The sequence below is a fragment of the Cohnella phaseoli genome (genome assembly GCF_003386235.1).
GTDB classification, from domain to species: Bacteria; Bacillota; Bacilli; order Paenibacillales; family Paenibacillaceae; genus Cohnella; species Cohnella phaseoli.
Map to the genome: position 1 here is coordinate 176,088 of NZ_QRDZ01000008.1, position 16,562 is coordinate 192,649.

The 16,562-nt window shown below is 54.5% G+C and carries 16 protein-coding genes; 3 read left to right on the plus strand and 13 right to left on the minus strand.

Annotated features, from left to right (window positions below; translation table 11 throughout):
• Position 1: 1 nt before the first annotated feature.
• Genes yycI through yycF form a run of 4 tightly spaced genes read right to left on the minus strand, consistent with a single transcriptional unit; the run spans position 2 to position 4,680 of the window.
• Positions 2-766 carry a two-component system regulatory protein YycI gene (yycI, locus tag DFP98_RS12475; protein ID WP_116060919.1) on the minus strand — a complete coding sequence of 255 codons (765 nt, stop codon included), beginning with the start codon at positions 764-766 and terminating at the stop codon, positions 2-4.
• A gap of 31 nt (positions 767-797) precedes the next feature.
• A complete protein-coding gene (yycH, locus tag DFP98_RS12480) occupies positions 798-2,123 on the minus strand; it encodes a two-component system activity regulator YycH (RefSeq protein WP_116060920.1) in 1,326 nt (441 codons plus the stop codon).
• Positions 2,120-3,943: a cell wall metabolism sensor histidine kinase WalK gene (gene walK / locus DFP98_RS12485; protein ID WP_116060921.1), complete on the minus strand. Its 1,824-nt coding sequence runs from the start codon at positions 3,941-3,943 to the stop codon at positions 2,120-2,122. The genes yycH and walK overlap by 4 nt, the downstream gene beginning before the upstream one ends.
• Positions 3,940-4,680 (minus strand): response regulator YycF, encoded by a 741-nt coding sequence (gene yycF / locus DFP98_RS12490; protein ID WP_147310178.1) that lies wholly within the window; start codon positions 4,678-4,680, stop codon positions 3,940-3,942. Before yycF ends, walK begins: the two co-directional genes overlap by 4 nt.
• A gap of 284 nt (positions 4,681-4,964) precedes the next feature.
• On the opposite strand from yycF, the gene DFP98_RS12495 reads away from it, so the two are divergent.
• Positions 4,965-5,210 (plus strand): type II toxin-antitoxin system Phd/YefM family antitoxin, encoded by a 246-nt coding sequence (locus DFP98_RS12495; protein ID WP_116060922.1) that lies wholly within the window; start codon positions 4,965-4,967, stop codon positions 5,208-5,210.
• A complete protein-coding gene (locus tag DFP98_RS12500) occupies positions 5,207-5,626 on the plus strand; it encodes a type II toxin-antitoxin system VapC family toxin (RefSeq protein WP_116060923.1) in 420 nt (139 codons plus the stop codon). Before DFP98_RS12495 ends, DFP98_RS12500 begins: the two co-directional genes overlap by 4 nt.
• Positions 5,627-5,685: 59 nt before the next feature.
• Here DFP98_RS12500 and DFP98_RS12505 read toward each other — a convergent pair whose 3' ends face one another.
• From DFP98_RS12505 to DFP98_RS12510, 3 genes are all read right to left on the minus strand, one after another.
• Positions 5,686-6,270: an LOG family protein gene (locus DFP98_RS12505; RefSeq protein WP_116060924.1), complete on the minus strand. Its 585-nt coding sequence runs from the start codon at positions 6,268-6,270 to the stop codon at positions 5,686-5,688.
• Between the two features lie 175 nt (positions 6,271-6,445).
• Positions 6,446-6,727: a hypothetical protein gene (locus tag DFP98_RS38640; protein ID WP_147310179.1), complete on the minus strand. Its 282-nt coding sequence runs from the start codon at positions 6,725-6,727 to the stop codon at positions 6,446-6,448.
• Positions 6,728-6,796: 69 nt separating this feature from the next.
• On the minus strand, positions 6,797-7,063 hold the full coding sequence (locus tag DFP98_RS12510; RefSeq protein ID WP_116060925.1) for a DUF6809 family protein: 267 nt from the start codon (positions 7,061-7,063) through the stop codon (positions 6,797-6,799).
• Positions 7,064-7,185: 122 nt separating this feature from the next.
• Here DFP98_RS12510 and DFP98_RS12515 point away from each other — a divergent pair, with 122 nt between their 5' ends.
• Positions 7,186-7,413, plus strand: coding sequence for a helix-turn-helix domain-containing protein (locus DFP98_RS12515; RefSeq protein WP_342772488.1), 228 nt, complete (start codon positions 7,186-7,188; stop codon positions 7,411-7,413).
• A 59-nt stretch (positions 7,414-7,472) separates the two neighbouring features.
• Here DFP98_RS12515 and DFP98_RS12520 read toward each other — a convergent pair whose 3' ends face one another.
• From DFP98_RS12520 to proV, 6 genes are all read right to left on the minus strand, one after another.
• Positions 7,473-9,041 (minus strand): M23 family metallopeptidase, encoded by a 1,569-nt coding sequence (locus DFP98_RS12520; protein WP_116060926.1) that lies wholly within the window; start codon positions 9,039-9,041, stop codon positions 7,473-7,475.
• A gap of 194 nt (positions 9,042-9,235) precedes the next feature.
• Positions 9,236-9,883: a hypothetical protein gene (locus tag DFP98_RS12525; RefSeq protein WP_116060927.1), complete on the minus strand. Its 648-nt coding sequence runs from the start codon at positions 9,881-9,883 to the stop codon at positions 9,236-9,238.
• Between the two features lie 188 nt (positions 9,884-10,071).
• The gene (locus tag DFP98_RS12530) at positions 10,072-13,104 is read right to left on the minus strand and encodes an efflux RND transporter permease subunit (RefSeq protein WP_116060928.1); all 3,033 of its coding nucleotides are present in this window, start codon (positions 13,102-13,104) and stop codon (positions 10,072-10,074) included.
• Between the two features lie 238 nt (positions 13,105-13,342).
• Entirely contained in the window at positions 13,343-14,257 is a 915-nt protein-coding gene (locus DFP98_RS12535) for a glycine betaine ABC transporter substrate-binding protein (RefSeq protein ID WP_116060929.1), read from the minus strand.
• Positions 14,257-15,117 (minus strand): ABC transporter permease, encoded by an 861-nt coding sequence (locus DFP98_RS12540; RefSeq protein ID WP_220377089.1) that lies wholly within the window; start codon positions 15,115-15,117, stop codon positions 14,257-14,259. The genes DFP98_RS12535 and DFP98_RS12540 overlap by 1 nt, the downstream gene beginning before the upstream one ends.
• Positions 15,117-16,313 carry a glycine betaine/L-proline ABC transporter ATP-binding protein ProV gene (proV, locus tag DFP98_RS12545; protein WP_425455533.1) on the minus strand — a complete coding sequence of 399 codons (1,197 nt, stop codon included), beginning with the start codon at positions 16,311-16,313 and terminating at the stop codon, positions 15,117-15,119. Before proV ends, DFP98_RS12540 begins: the two co-directional genes overlap by 1 nt.
• Between the last annotated feature and the right edge of the window lie 249 nt (positions 16,314-16,562).

Here is a 16,562-nt window from a genome sequence, read left to right on the forward strand (position 1 = left end):
ACTACGGATTTGCCGGCGCGTCGCTCTTCTCCACCGTAACCTCGGCGCTGATCGCGTTCACGTAATACACATCTTCCCCGTTTTCCAGCAATATCCTCCAGGACGGCGTCGAGACCTGCTCTTCCAGCTCATCGAAAATTTCCCCATGGTACCCGAGCCGAATCTCCTTAATGACCGATCCCGCAGGCAGGTTTCTCTCGATGACTTTAGCCAACGCCTTGGCCGCCGAAAGCACCTGCTGATCTTTGGCGCCGGCAAGCGGCTTGATTTCGACCAGTTCCTGCGTATAGGCCCGAATTCTCTGGTCGCTGTAGAATAAATTCAGATGGATATCGAACATCGGCCAGCCGCCCTCCATCCGGTTAAAAACGAAGTAGAAGCCTTCCCGGCTTCCGGGCTGGTCGAGCGCATACTTGTCCAACTCCGGGATGACGCCGCCTAGCACCTTTAACAATTCTTCGCCAAATACGATGCGTGTCTCCGGAGGCGATACAATCTGCTTCCCCGCAGCCACGTCGTGCGTCGCCGACTGTTTAAAGATGTAGCTGATTTCGCGCATGTTCGGAGTCTCAGTAGGAATTTTAGCATTGTCGGCCACTTGGATGTTGTTTTCTCGCATAAACTGAATCGTCTCCGGGGGAAGGGACGTCCAGTTGGCCGTCGTATTCAGTCGTTCGCGCCACTCGGTCCACAGCTGATAACCCAATACGATATTCAGCAGCAAAAAGGATACGATCAGCACGTTCTTGGCCCGTCTCCAGTCCATCCCTCTCCTCCTTCCTCGCCTCTTCTACGGTTTACTTCTTCGTTCCTTCGGCCAAAATCGAATCGGCCACGATCATGACCTCCCCGCTCGCGAGCCGTACCGCCCACACCGGGGTCAGAATCATCTTGTCCTCTTTCTTTTCCGGACGAAAGGCCGGGAACAGCGCCTCGACCTTCCCTCCGGCCGACTCCAGAATCGCACGCAGCTCGCTGCCGCCGGGCAGCTTCCTGACCTTCTTGTTCACTACCTCTCGGTCAAGCATAATCAACGATCGGGCATAAGAAGTGACCAATCCCCGCTGCAGCGTCATCTGGATATAGCCGAAATTCATCGCGGTCCCCGACACGATCGGAACATCGCGGTAATATTGCTGAAACCGGATGTTGCCGTTGTTGTCGACCGGGTCGTTCCCATGGGCCAGAGCGTACTTGGAATTCCCTCCTCCGTTCTGATCGGAATTCCAACCTCCATGCTGATTAACGAAGCTGACGGCGGCGATCACGTTCTCGACGAGTTCATCGGCGCCCTCGGTCGGCGCGATCGGGTCCGTATAGGAAAGCCATGTGCCCTCCTGCTCGATCTTCATCGCCCGTTTGGCGTCGTTGTAGAACGCGCCGCTCGGGATCGCCCGCACACTGCTTGCGTCGAATAGAAAATTATCCTGCATCTGTTCCGCCGTATAGCGATCGTAAGGCACTTCCATGCTCAGCATCCGGGAGACCGGATGCTCCGGAATGTAGATCTCTTCGCCAAAGACGACATATGAGTCCCAGTACTGCCCGAAGCCGACATAGCCCTCCACATCCAAGACGGCTAAGTCCGCTTTCTGAGCTTCATATACGTTGCGGCCGTCCGAGCTGAAGAAGTACGTCCGGACTTCGTCGCGAAGCTTGCTCGTATAGATCCAGATCCGGTCAATCGAATCGCGAGAGAACAGGAAATCTCCGTCAATCTTGAATAATCGCTGCAGCAGCTCGAACGGAATCGCCCGGCCGAAGCGCAGCTCGATTCCCTGGTTCTCCCGGGCAATCTGATCCCAATCAACGGATCTTATCGAGTCCCGCTGCAAGCTTTTGAACTCGCGGCTGCGCAGCTTCTCCAGAATCAGATTGTAGTACGGAACGGTGCTCGGATAGAACACGGTATGCCTGTCCTCTCCCAGATGAACGACAAGCTGCTCTGGGAAGATTAGATCCTTCACCTCTGACTCTGTGCCAAGCGGTTCCGTCTTTACGTAATCCAGCTCGGTCTTCACCTTCGCCTCCAAGAAAGGCTTGCTGTAGGCCAGCAAATAACTTTGATAGAGGCTGACCACGACGAGCAGGAACAGCAGCACCGATTTGCCTTTCTCGATCATGCGCTCTCACTTCCTTCCGGCACGATCGGCAGTTGCACGGTCACGACGGTTCCGACGTTCGACTCGGAGTCGATCGTCATCGACCCGCCGTGCGCGCGCACAATTTCCCGGGCAATCGATAGCCCCAATCCCGTGCCGCCCATATTCCTCGAACGCGCCTTATCGACGCGATAGAACCTTTCGAAGATGCGGGGAAGATCCTTCTTCGGAATACCGATTCCGGTATCCTTGATCGCGATCGCCAGCTGGCCGTCTCCATTCGTTGTAGCCGTAATATCGATCGAACCGCCGTCCAGCGTATACTTGATCGCGTTCGAGACAAGGTTGTCCAGTACTTGATCGATGCCGTCCCGATCCAGCATTGCCGTCTTACGCGTCTCCTCCACCTTCACCGATACGGTGATCGCCTTCTGCCTCAATTGAAAGGAGAAGCGATCAACGACCTCTTCCAGCATTTCAAGCAGATCCACATTTTGGCGCAGCAACTGATTACGGCGAGAATCGAAACGGGACAGGTGCAATAGATCTGTAACCAGTCGGATCATTCGCTCTGTCTCGCTGCGAATGACGCCGACGAAGCGGTCCGCAAGCGGCGGCTCGTTCAGCGCGCCTTCGCTCAGTGCCTCCGCATAGCTCTTGATCGTCGTCAGCGGCGTTCTCAGCTCGTGGGACACGTTCGCGACGAACTCCCGACGGGACTGCTCCAGCATCTCCGCTTCCGTGACGTCCTGCAACACTGCGATCGCTCCTACGACTCCCTTATCCCTGCGCCGGATCGGCGTTAGAGTGACCCGGTAGATCTCGTCTTCCGTGCTTTCCTCCGTCTCCCGATGCAGCAGCATGGACGATTCATTGCCCTGCAGCGTTTCCGCAATCGGCTCCCGCTCGATGCCAAGCGCCTGGGACAGCGTAATTCCGTCCCGCGGCTCCTGAAGTCCGAGCATCGCCCTCGCCCGACGATTCGTGACGATGACGCCGCCCACCTCGTCGGTAGCCAGCACCCCGTCGCTCATGTTCGAGAGTATCGACGCCAGCTTCTCTTTCTCTTCCTCGTTCAAGGCCAGCGCGTCGCTCAGCCGATCGGTCATCTCGTTAAAAGCGATGCTGAGCTGACCGATCTCGTCCTTGCCGAACACCGGTACCCGCTCGTCGAATCGCCCTTCCGCCACCGCTCCCGCTTGGCGGGTCAGCGCTTTAATCGGCGAGGTTATCGTTCCTGCGAGCAGGACGCCTAGCACCGCCGTGAGGCCAAGTGCGATCAGCGTCGCCGAGACGAAAATACGGTTGATATCCTCCATCGTCCGATACAGTTCGCTCATCGAAGCGACGATGTAGACCGCTCCGACGATTTTATCGCCGCTAAAAATCGGCTTGGCGATGACCTTGTTACGGACGTTGCTTTCGTCAATAATCTCTTCCTCGTTGTTCCGCACGCCCTGAAGCGCCCGGCTGACGAGCAGGGACGTATTTTTGCGGCCGATGTACGATTGATGGTTGCTGGATGTCGCCAGTACCTTGCCGCCGGCGTCCAGCACCTGCACCTCGGCCCCGCTGTAGGTTAAGAAGTTGCTGACCAGAGCGCTCAGGTTCACCTCGGCGCCCGTCGGCAAACTCCCTTCGCTATTGGCATTCGATGTGGAGAGCACCGTTGTCAGCATATTCGCCTGACTGTCCAGAGTACTTGAGAACGTGTTGATCAGCGATGTTTTCATCGTACTGATGAAATACACTCCGATTAGTTGAACCGCAATCAGAATAAGCAGCAGCACCATCATAATCAACTTAATTTGAATGCTGCGGAAAAAACGAACGCCTCTCATCCGTAGTAACCGCCCGCCATCTTCGGATTGCGCACCAAATACCCCAGCCCGCGCCGTGTCAAAATAATTTCCGGCCGGCTCGGATCATCCTCCAACTTCTCCCGCAAACGACGAATCGTCACATCCACCGTGCGCACGTCTCCGAAATATTCGAACCCCCATACCGCTTGCAGCAAATGCTCGCGCGTCATGACCTTCCCGCTGTTTTTCGCCAGATAGTGCACAAGCTCGAATTCCCGATGAGTCAGATCGAGCGGCTGGCCGTTCTTGTACACGACGTACATATCGGTATCGATAAACAAATTGAAAAGGCGAATACCCTGCCGCTCCGCTTCCGGCTCGGCTTCCTCATCGGAACGCGTCGCCTCCACATTGCGCTGACGGCGCAGATGAGCCTTCACCCTCGCCAGCAGTTCTCTCGTTCCGAACGGCTTGGTCACGTAATCGTCGGCGCCAAGCTCCAGCCCGAGCACCTTGTCGATCTCGTTGTCTTTGGCCGTCAGCATAATGATCGGCACAGACAGGCGCGTCCGCACTTCCCGGCACACGTCCATGCCGTCCTTGATCGGCAGCATCAGGTCGAGCAGAATCAGATCCGGCTCTTCCTCGAACGCCAGCCGCACCGCAGCTTCCCCGTCGAAAGCGCAGACGACCTCGTAGCCTTCCTTCTCCAAATTAAACTTCAGAATATCCGCGATCGGTCGTTCATCGTCGACGACCAAAATTTTACCCAACATGGTTTGCACCGCCTCCCTATTCTCGGAAGCTAATCCTATCCTTCTATCTTAACATAATGCGGGCGCTACCCCAACGATGGATATAAGCTCCTCCTCGCCATGATAATTTGATCTTCCCGCCAAGTTTCATCTGCAGACAGTGAGGGTTCTCTAGACCTTCGGTGACCTGTTGTATGGTTCTTTATTCGATTAATTGCAAGTCACGTTTGGTAAATAGGCGCTTAAAAGTCAATTATCCATGGTATAATATAGCTAGACAGTCTAGCCGAATGGAGGGCTACAGGATGCAATGGCAACTTCAGGATGCGAAAAACCAGTTAAGCTCCGTTGTCAAAAGAGCAACGGATGAAGGTCCCCAAATCATCAGCGTTCGAGGGAGACCGGCGGCTATCGTCTTGTCAATGGAGGAGTATCATCGTCTAACGAAGCCCAAAACTCGATTGACAGATTTTTTTAAGAACTCACCTTTTCGCGAACTTGAGCTTGACCTTGAAAGAAACCAAGACGTTCCGCGAGAGGTAGAACTATGAAGTATCTCCTAGATACAAATGTAATTTCAGAACTTATAAAAAAGGAACCTAATTTGGGCGTGTTGAATTGGATAGATGAACGCGATGAGTCCGCATTGTTTCTAAGCGTGATCACATTCGGTGAATTACAAAAAGGAATTAGCAAATTAAGCGATAAAGATCGTGCAGCACGGCTACAAGTATGGATCGATCAAGATTTAACCGAACGATTCCACGGACGTACCCTTTCCCTTGATTTAAATATTCTGATGACATGGGGACAAATCCAAGGAAATTCAGAAAAAGGTGGCATTGCACTTCCTGTAATGGATAGTCTAATTGCTGCCACCGCAATTACCCACAACCTTACTGTTGTCACTCGAAATGTGAAAGATATAGAACGCTGTCAGGTTCCTGTCTGTAACCCCTGGATATAACTGAGTCCGTGGAGCGATTCAGCTTCCACGGACTCGGTTTATTTGGCATATCTAGAAGCTTAGGTTTGGCTTCCTTCTTTAATATACGTCTTCACTGAAGGCGGCTGATAGGCCCGGAACTTGTCCAGTAATCCCGCAGGGCCGGTATCCGCCAACACCATGGAGGCGTATTTATCTTGGAGGAACTGCTGTTCGTTCATATGCCGGAAAAATTGCAGCATCAGATCGAAATACCCGTTGATGTTCAAAATGCCGCAAGGCTTGCCGTGCAGCCCTAGCTGCGCCCACGTGAATATCTCGAAAAACTCCTCCATCGTCCCCGGGCCGCCTGGGAGAGCAATAAAACCTTCGGCGAGCTCCGACATTTTCGTTTTTCTCTCATGCATGGAGTTCACAACGATCAGCTCCGTCAAGCCGCGATGGGCGATCTCCCTATCCTGCAGCATTTTCGGAAGCACGCCGATCACCTTGCCGCCCGCTTCCAGCACGGCATCCGCAGCCGTACCCATAATTCCCACGCTTGCTCCTCCGTAGATGAGCGTAATTCCCTGCTTGGCCAGCTCTTGTCCCAGTTCGATGGCGCCTTCTTTGTAGGAGGGCGAAGCTCCCATACTGGAGCCGCAAAATACCGCTACACTCTTCACTGCTATCCCTCAAATCGAATTAATGTTCTCCACAAAAGTATATCGAAGTGCATGAGGCAATTCCATCGATAGTACAAAAGGGGCACTTCTACACACAAAATGCCCTCCGGGATCGAAGGGCTTCGGCCTGCATTGCTTTTTTCTTTATTCATGGAGTTCTAGGGCCGGATGTCTTTTAACTTGAACGCTCTAGGCTTGGCCAACACGCTTGCAGCCGCATAACATCGCGATTGGACGCTCTAAGCTTAGCCAGCACGCTTGCAGCCACCCAACAATCGCGATTGGACGCTCTAAGCTTGACCAGCACTCTTGCAGCCACCCAACAATCGCGATTGGACGCTCTAAGCTTAGCCAGCACGCTTGCAGCCGCCCAACAATCGCGATTGAACACTCTAAGTTTGGCCAGCACGCTTGCAGCCACCCAACAATCGCGATTAGACGCTCTAAGCTTGGCCAACACGCTTGCACCCGTGTAAAATCGCGGCTGAATGCTCTAAGCTTGGCCAGCACTCTTGCAGCCACCCAGTTACTCGGACAACACCTCAATCATCAAAGACGCTCCGAGCTTAAAACCATGCTCAAATGAGGCTTCCAGGTCCATGGCGATCGTCTGGATGCGCAGGTCGAGCAACTCCTCCAACTGCTTATATTCCTCCCCCGTCAATCGCTTTTTCCATATACCTAACTCCTCTGCAACCCTGCGTCCAATTTCTCGGTATGCCGTATTTTTCGATATGATCTGCGCTACGGGACAGAGGTCCCCATTGTAGAGCTCCTGTACGATGCTTTTCATAACATCCGCCATCTCCCTTCGCCATATCACGACCATTCATCAACTTAAGTATAGCGATAATATCGCTAAAAATAAATAGCGATCATTTCGCTAAAATATACTTATCTTGAGGTGAGCTATTGGTGATCTATGAGAGAATTCGAAGTCTCAGGGAAGATAAAGATATGACACAGACGCAAATGGCCGCTATCCTTAACTGCAGTCAGCGAATATACAGCAACTATGAACGGGGCGAGGCTAACATACCTATTGCGATTTTGGTAAAGATGGCCGATCTGCATCAAACCAGCATAGACTACTTGCTGAACCGGACTGACCGCAAAGAACCTTACCCGCCTAAAAAGAAATAAACGCCGCATTCCTGTTGCTCCAGGATGCGGCGTTTCGTATATTATTAGAAGTTTCTTTCCTACAAGTAACTAGTCGGATTCTTCAACTTGCCGTTCAGATGAACCTCAAAGTGAAGGTGAGTGCCTGTGGAGCGGCCCGTGCTGCCCATGACGCCGATGGAGTCGCCTTTTTCCACGACCTGGCCCTTCTTCACCTTAACGCTCTTCATGTGCCCGTAGGTCGTTTTGAAGCCGTTGCCGTGATCGATAATAACCGCATTGCCGAGTCCGCCGGACTTGTAGCCCGCGAATTCGACGACGCCCTCGTCGGCCGCCATAATGTTGCTCTTGCCGATCATATCGATGCCGTTATGGCTTCTGCCCCATCTCTTGCCCATATAGCTGGTAATACGAGCGCCGGATACCGGCCAGATGAACTTGCCCGAGCCTACGCCGCGAATGACCTTCGTTCCCTTGAGGATAACCGTTGGAATCGGCTCTATCAGGACTTGGCGAGCAATCTGCTCTTCCTCGATCAGCGCTCCGTTGCGCTTCAGCAGCTTGTAGGTGACCTGTTGACTGCCTTCTTTGCCTTCCTTGAGCACCTTCTGCTGGCCGAGCTTCATCGAATCGCTCTTCTGATATTCAATCGGCGGCTCGATGACCTCGATCTCCGTCACCTCTTCTTCGGAGTTGACGTTCAGAATCGGCGGCTCTTCCTGAGACAGATCCAACACATCGCCGATATTAATAAAATCGTTCTTAATCCATTTGTTATTCGTATAGATCAATTCTTCGGAAATGTTCAGCTTCGCCGCGATGCAGCCAATGCAATCGCCTTTCTTGACCGTATAAGTCCGCGGAATCGGTTCGCCTTCCGTCAGCGTCTTGAACAGCTCTTCCGGATCGGATAGCTGTTTTGCGTCAATGACGTCCTCGACCGTCTCCACCTTCTCCGCGAAGGATACGGCGGTAACGACCCGCTTCGGTTTGTCCTCTGCCGCCTTCGCTTCGTCTGCACCGGCCGCGTTCACGGACAGAGAGCGCACTTCCATATCCCCTTGCTTGGCTACAAGCCTGGCCGGAGCATACTTGTTCTTCACCCGCTGCAACAGCTTCTTGGCCGTAGCCTCATCCCGAACGACGCCGACGACTTCGCCTTCTACGACTACTTTGACGCCTACGGCATGAGTTTTAAGCATCCCTTCAAGACGATTCAGCGTCGCCTCGTCGTCGGTCTGCTTCTTGTATGCCCTTTCAGCCGCGAAGGTGACCTGATTGTCGTTCAACACCAGCTGAGCGGGGGTATCTGCGTGCTTCAGCTCTTCGATCTTATCCGCGATCAACTGATCCACTTTCTCCTGGCTGCTGATCTCTCCCGCCACTTCGCCGTTAACCAGAACCTGATAGTAATCTACCTTATTGGCTTCGACATAATTGAATCCTATGACTCCTGCCGCTATAACGGCGGCTATGCTGCAGGACGCTATGATAATCGGTTTACGATATTTGCGTACAGAATGCGTTTCTTGTGCTGTGATCCCCGTACCGTTGTTTCCGTTCCTTTGCGCGAATTGAACGAACCGGAAGGTTTGCCGCGCTGCGGCAAGGATTTTCCGGATCCGATTCGTTCCCCTAAAATCGGCCATGATCTTCCCCTTTTCCCTTGCTTTCGGTGTTCTTCGTCTCCGGTTGTGGCGTTTGCTTGTACCTCACTTTAGCATAGGTCTTAGGACTCTATCAACCTTTTGAACGGATTAGAATTATGAAAAATGGAAAGAACCGCCGGTTGACAGCACCGGCGGCCATAATTCTTGAAAGCGTTTTATGTGTTGATGCGACGCTATTCCTCCTGCATGCCCTCGCCTTGCAGCAGCCCTACCATCCGCGAGTACTCCTCATCCGTCAGCACCGACTGCAGCATCTCTTGCATGCTCGCGAGCTCCTCCGCAGTTAGTCCATCTTGCAGATAATTCGACAGTTGACTCAGTTGCTCGGCATTCAGCTTCGAGACGACCAGGGCGTATAACGATTGCCGCTGCTCATCGCTAAGCTGCGCGAGCGCCGATAGTCCGCCGAACACCGGTACCGCTTCTTCAGGCGGATTCTCGCCCCCGTCGTCCGGTTCGGGGGACGCACTGGCAGGCTCCGGAGGAGCGGTTGCTTCCTCCGTCTCCTTGCTTTCTACAGGCGGCTCCTCGTACCCTCCGGCCGCTTGCGGTTCCGTGCTGGCGCTCGGCGGCGGCTCTTGAGAAGCGCTGCCGGAAGCCGCTTCTTCGACCGCGCGCTTCTCCGGAGCTCGCTCCGCCCCCCATAGCGTGCCCCACACGCCGGACAAAGCAAGCGGCTGCACCTCCAGCGGCAGATTCAACTGCTTAAGCGCCGATTCCATATAACTGTTCACAATATATCCCGTCGTCCATATACACAAGAAGCTGAGCAGCAGAGCGGTCGCAACCACCCGGAACACCCAGCTTATCCATTTGAACATGACTTACCTCCTGCGCTCTTGCTTCGAGTTTCATAGTTTTTAGTATGGGCAAACCTCCTTGCAAACATTCATAGAGCCCGAAAAGTCTTGCTAGAAAAAGAAATCGTCCTTACAGGCCATCGCGCAGCCTGAGAGGACGACTTCTGAAAAACCTTATTGTACGTACGGATAGATAACAGCCTGTATTTCTAAGCTGCCGCATCCGCCAAGCCCGCGCCGGCTGCGCGGTGCTGCTTGCGGGAACGCTTGTAATACAGAAGCTCATACATGACCGGCACGACGACCAGCGTAAGCAGCGTCGAGCTCGTCAAGCCGCCGATCACAACGACCGCGAGACCGCTGGATATGATGCTGCCTCCGCCCATGCCGATCGCCAGTGGAATCAGCGCACAGATCGTCGCGATCGCTGTCATCAGAATCGGACGGAGTCTTGTGCCGCCCGCTTCGATCAGCGCCTCGCGAATGGCAAGCCCGTGCTCGATCTGCTGCTGGACGCGTTCAATTAAGACAATCGCATTCGTGACGACGATGCCGATCAGCATCAGGAAACCGATCATGCTCGATACGGATAGCGGTTCTCCGCTAGCGAGGACGCCGAACAGCCCTCCAATCAAGGCGAACGGCAGCGAGAACAGCACCGCTAGAGGCGCCCGGCCTTCGCGGAATGCGACGACCATCACCACATAGACCATTCCTACGGCTACCAGCATGGCCATGAGCATATCGCTCATCATCTGGCCGATCTCTTCGCTGCTTCCGCCCAAGGAATAGGATACTCCGGCGGGAAGCTTCAGCTTCTCCAGAGCCTGCTGTAAATCCGCATTGACCTTGCTGACGTTCTTGTCTGCAATCGTTGCCGTAACCGTCGCGTACTCCGCGCCGTTTTTAAGCTGCAGCGCGCTTGGCAGCTGCGTCTCTCGGACGTCGGCAATATCGCGAACCCGAATCTGCTCGCCGACAGGCGTGTTCAGCGCCAAATCGCCGATATCGCTCTGGGATGAGATTGCCGCTCCGTTCAGAGAGACGTATAGGTCTTTAGACTCATTTTTACTGCCGATTCTTCCAACCTTGGCTTCCGTCAAAAAAGGACGAAGGAGCATCGAGGCCTGCAGGGCCGATAAACCGTATTTAGATGCATCCTGCTGTCGGACTTGTACGGCGATGCCCTTCGTTCCGTCCTGCAGATTGTTTTCCGCGTCCTCAATCCCCTGAATTCCTGCGACGGCCGCAGTAATTTGCTCCGTCCCCTCGCGTACAGCCTCTGCGGATGCGCCGGTCACATCGATTGCCACTCTTCCTCCGCCGCCCATATCATCCTTAATCAGGTCGAACTTGGCCCCTTCGGGCAGCGCGATTTGGGCGTCGATCTCTTCCACAAACTGATCCAGGTCGGCCTCCGAACGCAATCCGATAAACCAGTCGGCCTGATTTTCGTTGTCGCCGCTTATCAGACCGCCCCCGACCGTCAAACTCGAATTTTCCACATCCGAATGCTCCCGGATCAGAACGTCCATACGTTCGGCTTCCTGCTTGACGGCCTGCAGAGCCGTTCCCTTAGGCATAGAGAGGGTAGCGAACATATACTTGTAATCCGATTGAGGCAGCAGCACGACGCCGACCTTGCCTGCGAAAATCGGAACCAGGCTGCCGACGAACAGCAGCAAGGAGACGGAGATCACCAGCGTCTTGTGGCCGAGCGACCAACGCAGCGCCTTTTTGTAGCCCCGGCTCATCGCCGACTCCTTCGCTTCCTTCGGAGCCTTGCGTCTCATCAACACCCAAGCCATAAGGGGAACGACCGTCAGCGCCACCAAGAGCGAGGAGAGCAGAGCGAAGCCCACCGTCAAAGCGAACGGCCGGAAATAACCGCCGACCATCCCCTGAAGCAAACCGAGCGGAGCGAATACGGCAACCGTAGTCAGCGTCGAAGAGGTAATCGCTCGGCCCACCTCGGAAGTGGCGGACAAGATCAGCTCCTTGTCGACCTTCTCTCCGCGAATTCGCCGTACGATATTCTCGATGACGACGATGCTGTCGTCGACGACCCGTCCCGTAGCCACAGCCAATCCGCCAAGCGTCATGATGTTCAGCGTCACGTCGGTGAACGTCTTGAGACAGATCATCGCGATCAGCATGGACAGCGGAATGGACACGATGGCGATCAGCGTCGCGCGAATGTTCCGCAGGAAGAACAGGATCAGGATCGACGCGAACAATGCTCCCAGCGCACCCTCTCGGGCAAGCGTGTTCACCGATTCCTTCACGTCGGTAGCGCGGTTGTACATGACCAGCGATTTTGCTTGACCGGCTTTCTCCGCTTCCTCATACACCTTCAGAACTTTGTTGGCTACCTCTACAGTGTTTGCATCGCCCGATTTAACGATATTGAGGGATACGCTCGGGCTTCCGTTCGTCAGACTGATTATGCTCTGGTCTTTGCCCTGTTCGATCTGAGCGATGTCGACCAACTTGACGGAGCCGTCCGGCGTCAGGCTCCAGCTCTTCAGCTGCTCCACCGTTCGAAGATCCCCCTGCACGAAGACGGGAAGACGATTATCCGCCAGCGTCGCTTCCCCCAGCGGAACGCTCAGATTGTTAGCCTGCAGCATGCCGACGACTTGCTCGTAGACGATGCCTTTCTCCGTCATTTTCTTCGCATCCAGCCGAAGATATACCCCCTCGTCCTTCAAGCCGGCCGTCTGTACCTCGCTGATCCCTTCGATTGCTTGCAGATCGGGGATGACGGAGCTTTTCACGAAGCCGGCCAGCTCCTCCTGGGACACGCCCTCCATGGCGGACAACGTCGTATACATAATCGGTTGGTTCGTCGTGGAGAAGTACAGTACCTCGGGCTTCTGCACGTCCTCCGGCAGACGAACGTCGCCGATGGCTTGCTTGACCTCTTCCTGCTTCTTCATATCGTCGTTAAAACTGAATTCGAGCTGAAGCACAGCCACGCTGTTAGCTGATTGGGAGGATACGTTCTTCACTCCCTCAACGTTCCGCAGCACCTGCTCAAGAGGCCGAGTGACTTGATCCAATACTTCGTTCGGGGCCGCTCCCGGATAGACGGCCGACACCGCAATGCCCGGAAACGCGATCTCCGGCTGCTGCTCCTGCTTGAATTGCAGCGTAGAATAAACTCCCCCGACCGTTACCAGTATAATCATCAGTACGATCGCCACGGGGTTTCTTAACGAAAAATTCGTGAAAAATTTCATGCGCCCTTACCACTCCTCCAAATTTTATCCCGAGCTGCGTTCCTTCATGCTGGAACCATCTGGATATGATTGTAAGTTCTTTTCATGCGGCGCGACATGGTCCTGGGAAGGGATTTGCTGCTGGACTGCAGGCGGAGCCCAGGTTGGTCTCAAGACTTGCATCCACATTGCCGTACACAGCAAAGAGGAACGATCGGAGAGCATTCGCTTCCCAACCGTTCCTCTTCTCGCGATATGGTTAGATCCCGTCAATCCACTTGTTCACTTTGTCCGCGTTAGCTTCGATCCATTTTTTGGCCGCATCTTCTTCGCTCGTGCCGTTAAAGATATCGACCATGACCGCTTCCATATCGGCCGGCGTCCACTCGAACTGATCCAGGAACTTGTAAGCATCGGGTTGGTCATCCTTGAGACCCAACCGTACAAGCGTATGAATCTGCTCGTCTCCGCCGTACACGTTCTTCGGATCGTCCAAATATTTCAGGTCCATCTCCGCGAACATCCAGTGAGGCGTCCATCCCGTGACGATGATCGGCTCCTGCTTGGCGTACGCTTCCTGAAGCACCTTCGCCATCGCGGCCGACGAGCTCTCAAGCAGCTTCCAATCCTTCAGCTCGTATTCCTCGATTGCCTTGCTCGTCGCCGTCATGATGCCTGCCCCCGGCTCGATGCCGGTAATCGTATAGTTCAGCGATTTAGCGATGTCGCCGTTCAAATCCTCGATCGAGGAGATGTCCATATAGGAAGGAACGGTCAGCCCGACCTTGGTGCCGTCGAGGTTAACCCCGAGGTCCTCGAACTTGTCTTTGTTCGGCTCGTAGTAGTTCTCCCCGTGCGTGCTCGGCAGCCAAGCCGCCACCATAGCGTCGGCGCTGCCGTCCGCGATGCCCAGATACATCGGACCCGCGTCGACCTGCAGCATGTTCACCTTGTAGCCCAGCTTGCTCTGCAGCACTTCCTTCACGACGTTCGTGCTGGCAATTTCGGAATCCCAAGCCACATAGGCGAGCGTAATCTCTTTATTTTTCGCCGGGGAACCCGACGCTCCGCTTGAAGCTCCGCTCTCATTGTTCTCCTTGGAGCATCCTGCAAGCACAAGCGCGAAGACCAGTACGGCTGCCAACAACAGATTTACGCTTTTCTTCAAATTCATCACGATCCTTTTCTTTTATTCTTAACTAAATTTTGCGTGATCCGATCAAGAATGATCGCAAGCACGACTACGGCCAAGCCCGCTTCAAAACCGACTCCCGTCTTGGCCTGAGTTACAGCGCGATACACGTCCGCCCCGACGCCCTGCGCTCCGATCATCGAAGCGATGACGACCATCGACAACGACAGCATAATCGTCTGGTTGACGCCCGCCATAATAGTCGGTGCGGCGATCGGCAATTGAAGCTTGAACAGCTTCTGCATCGGCGTGGAGCCGAAAGCGTCGGCTGCTTCGACCAGATCGGCAGGCACTTGGCGAATACCCAAATTCGTCAAGCGAATCGTCGGCGGAATGCCGAAAATAACGGAGGCGATTACGCCCGGTACGACGCCAAGGGAGAAAAAGGCGACAGCGGGCAGCAGATAGACGAAGGCCGGCATCGTCTGCATGAAGTCGAGCACCGGCGTGACGATCTTCTGCACCCGATCGCTCCGGGCGCAAGCGATGCCCAGCGGAATTCCGATCACGACGGAGATGACCGATGCGGTCAATACCAGCGCCAGCGTCTCCATCGTGTTCTCCCAGTAGCCCAGGTTGTAGACGAGATAGAGGCCGAGCAGCGTAAATACGGCAATTTTCGTTCGACCTATCCAAAACGCCAGCGCAGTAAACAGCACAATCAACAGCAGTGGGGGAACCGCGTTAAACCCGTCTGCCAAGCCGTTTACGGTAAATCCGATAAACGACTTGATGCCTTTGAACACCGGCCCGGCATTCCCCTCCAGCCAGGACTCGATCGCCTCTACCCACTTGCCGATGGGGATTTTCGGCAGATCGAGCGCCATTAAACGTTGTATCATCACGTCGAATCACCCGCTCCCGTCCGATCCCCGTTGCCGCTCAGTGCGGCTAGAACCGCTCCTCGAATAATAATGCCGAGCAGTCTCCCTGTGTCGTCGACGACGGCAACCGGGATTTTCGCTACGCTGACGGTATCGAACAATTCGCTGAGATGAACGTCCGGTCCGACTGTCGTTACTTCGCGTACGAGAATATCCTCCAAGCCCCTGCCTGTCTTCACCGCTTCTGCCGAAGCCTCGGCCGTTACGGCTCCGATCAGTCGGCGGCCCTTGTCGACCACGTACAGGTTCGAGATACCCCGGTCGCGCATAAGCTGCAGCGCCACCCTGGGGCCGCGATCAGGAGCGATCGTCTCGGCGCGCACCATGACGTTGGAAGCCGTCAGCACCTTGGATAAGTCGACATCTTCGACGAAGCGCTCCACGTATTCATTGGCCGGATCGGTCAAAATCTGCTCCGGCGTACCGACCTGTACGACCGCTCCGTCCTTCATGAGCGCGATCCGGTCTCCGATGCGCAGCGCCTCGTCCAGATCGTGCGTGATGAAAATAATCGTCTTTTTCATCGATGCTTGCAGTTCCACCAGCTCATCCTGCATTTCTTTGCGAATGAGAGGATCGAGCGCGCTGAACGCTTCATCCATGAGAAGAACCTCCGGATCGTTCGCCAAGCCTCTTGCCAGACCCACGCGCTGCTGCATACCTCCGCTCAGCTCATCCGGACGCTTCTGCTCCCAGCCTGCCAGGCCGACGAGCTTTAACGTCTCCTGCGCCTTTTGCCGTCGCTGTTCTTTAGGTACGCCCTGAATCTCCAATCCATATTCCACGTTCTCCTGAACCGTGCGATGAGGAAACAAGGCAAACTTCTGGAACACCATCCCGATCGTCTTGCGCCGCACCTGGCGAAGCTGCTCCGCGTTCAACTGCACGATGTCCGTCCCGTTGATGAGCACTTTTCCCGAGGTCGGTTCGATCAGACGGTTGAGCAAGCGCACCAACGTCGATTTTCCGCTTCCGGACAGTCCCATAATGACGAAAATTTCGCCGCGTTCAATCGTGAAGCTCACTCGGTTCACTCCGACCGTGAGCTTGGTCTCTTTGGCGATTCTCTCTTTGGTCCACCCTTGATCCAACAGCCGAATCGCCCGTTTCGGGTCGCTTCCGAACACTTTGGTCAAGGCTTGAACTTCTATAATCGAATTCACCGCATGTCCCCCTTTCCGCTTACGCTTATTATTCTCATCTTTCTCATACAGCCGCTTATACAAGTGTAGACGTCCGGTCTTGGAGGGGTCAAAACGGATATGCCTCCGTATAGTACGTACAGTTTTAACTTTACACACTTTATTTACTGTATGCTCCCATTTCCTTAAACATCCTCCCGGATCGCATTCTTTACTTACGATCGACTCTTTTCTACAATAGAAGTCAGGCATCATCGACCG

Excerpts from the sequence above, each read along its gene's own strand:
- yycI (WP_116060919.1), bottom strand. The coding sequence starts at position 766 with ATGGACTGGAGACGGGCCAAGAACGTGCTGATCGTATCCTTTTTGCTG.
- yycH (WP_116060920.1), bottom strand. The coding sequence starts at position 2,123 with ATGATCGAGAAAGGCAAATCGGTGCTGCTGTTCCTGCTCGTCGTGGTC.
- walK (WP_116060921.1), bottom strand. The coding sequence starts at position 3,943 with ATGAGAGGCGTTCGTTTTTTCCGCAGCATTCAAATTAAGTTGATTATG.
- yycF (WP_147310178.1), bottom strand. The coding sequence starts at position 4,680 with ATGTTGGGTAAAATTTTGGTCGTCGACGATGAACGACCGATCGCGGAT.
- DFP98_RS12495 (WP_116060922.1), top strand. The coding sequence starts at position 4,965 with ATGCAATGGCAACTTCAGGATGCGAAAAACCAGTTAAGCTCCGTTGTC.
- DFP98_RS12500 (WP_116060923.1), top strand. The coding sequence starts at position 5,207 with ATGAAGTATCTCCTAGATACAAATGTAATTTCAGAACTTATAAAAAAG.
- DFP98_RS12510 (WP_116060925.1), bottom strand. The coding sequence starts at position 7,063 with ATGAAAAGCATCGTACAGGAGCTCTACAATGGGGACCTCTGTCCCGTA.
- DFP98_RS12520 (WP_116060926.1), bottom strand. The coding sequence starts at position 9,041 with ATGGCCGATTTTAGGGGAACGAATCGGATCCGGAAAATCCTTGCCGCA.
- DFP98_RS12525 (WP_116060927.1), bottom strand. The coding sequence starts at position 9,883 with ATGTTCAAATGGATAAGCTGGGTGTTCCGGGTGGTTGCGACCGCTCTG.
- DFP98_RS12530 (WP_116060928.1), bottom strand. The coding sequence starts at position 13,104 with ATGAAATTTTTCACGAATTTTTCGTTAAGAAACCCCGTGGCGATCGTA.
- DFP98_RS12535 (WP_116060929.1), bottom strand. The coding sequence starts at position 14,257 with ATGAATTTGAAGAAAAGCGTAAATCTGTTGTTGGCAGCCGTACTGGTC.
- DFP98_RS12540 (WP_220377089.1), bottom strand. The coding sequence starts at position 15,117 with ATGATACAACGTTTAATGGCGCTCGATCTGCCGAAAATCCCCATCGGC.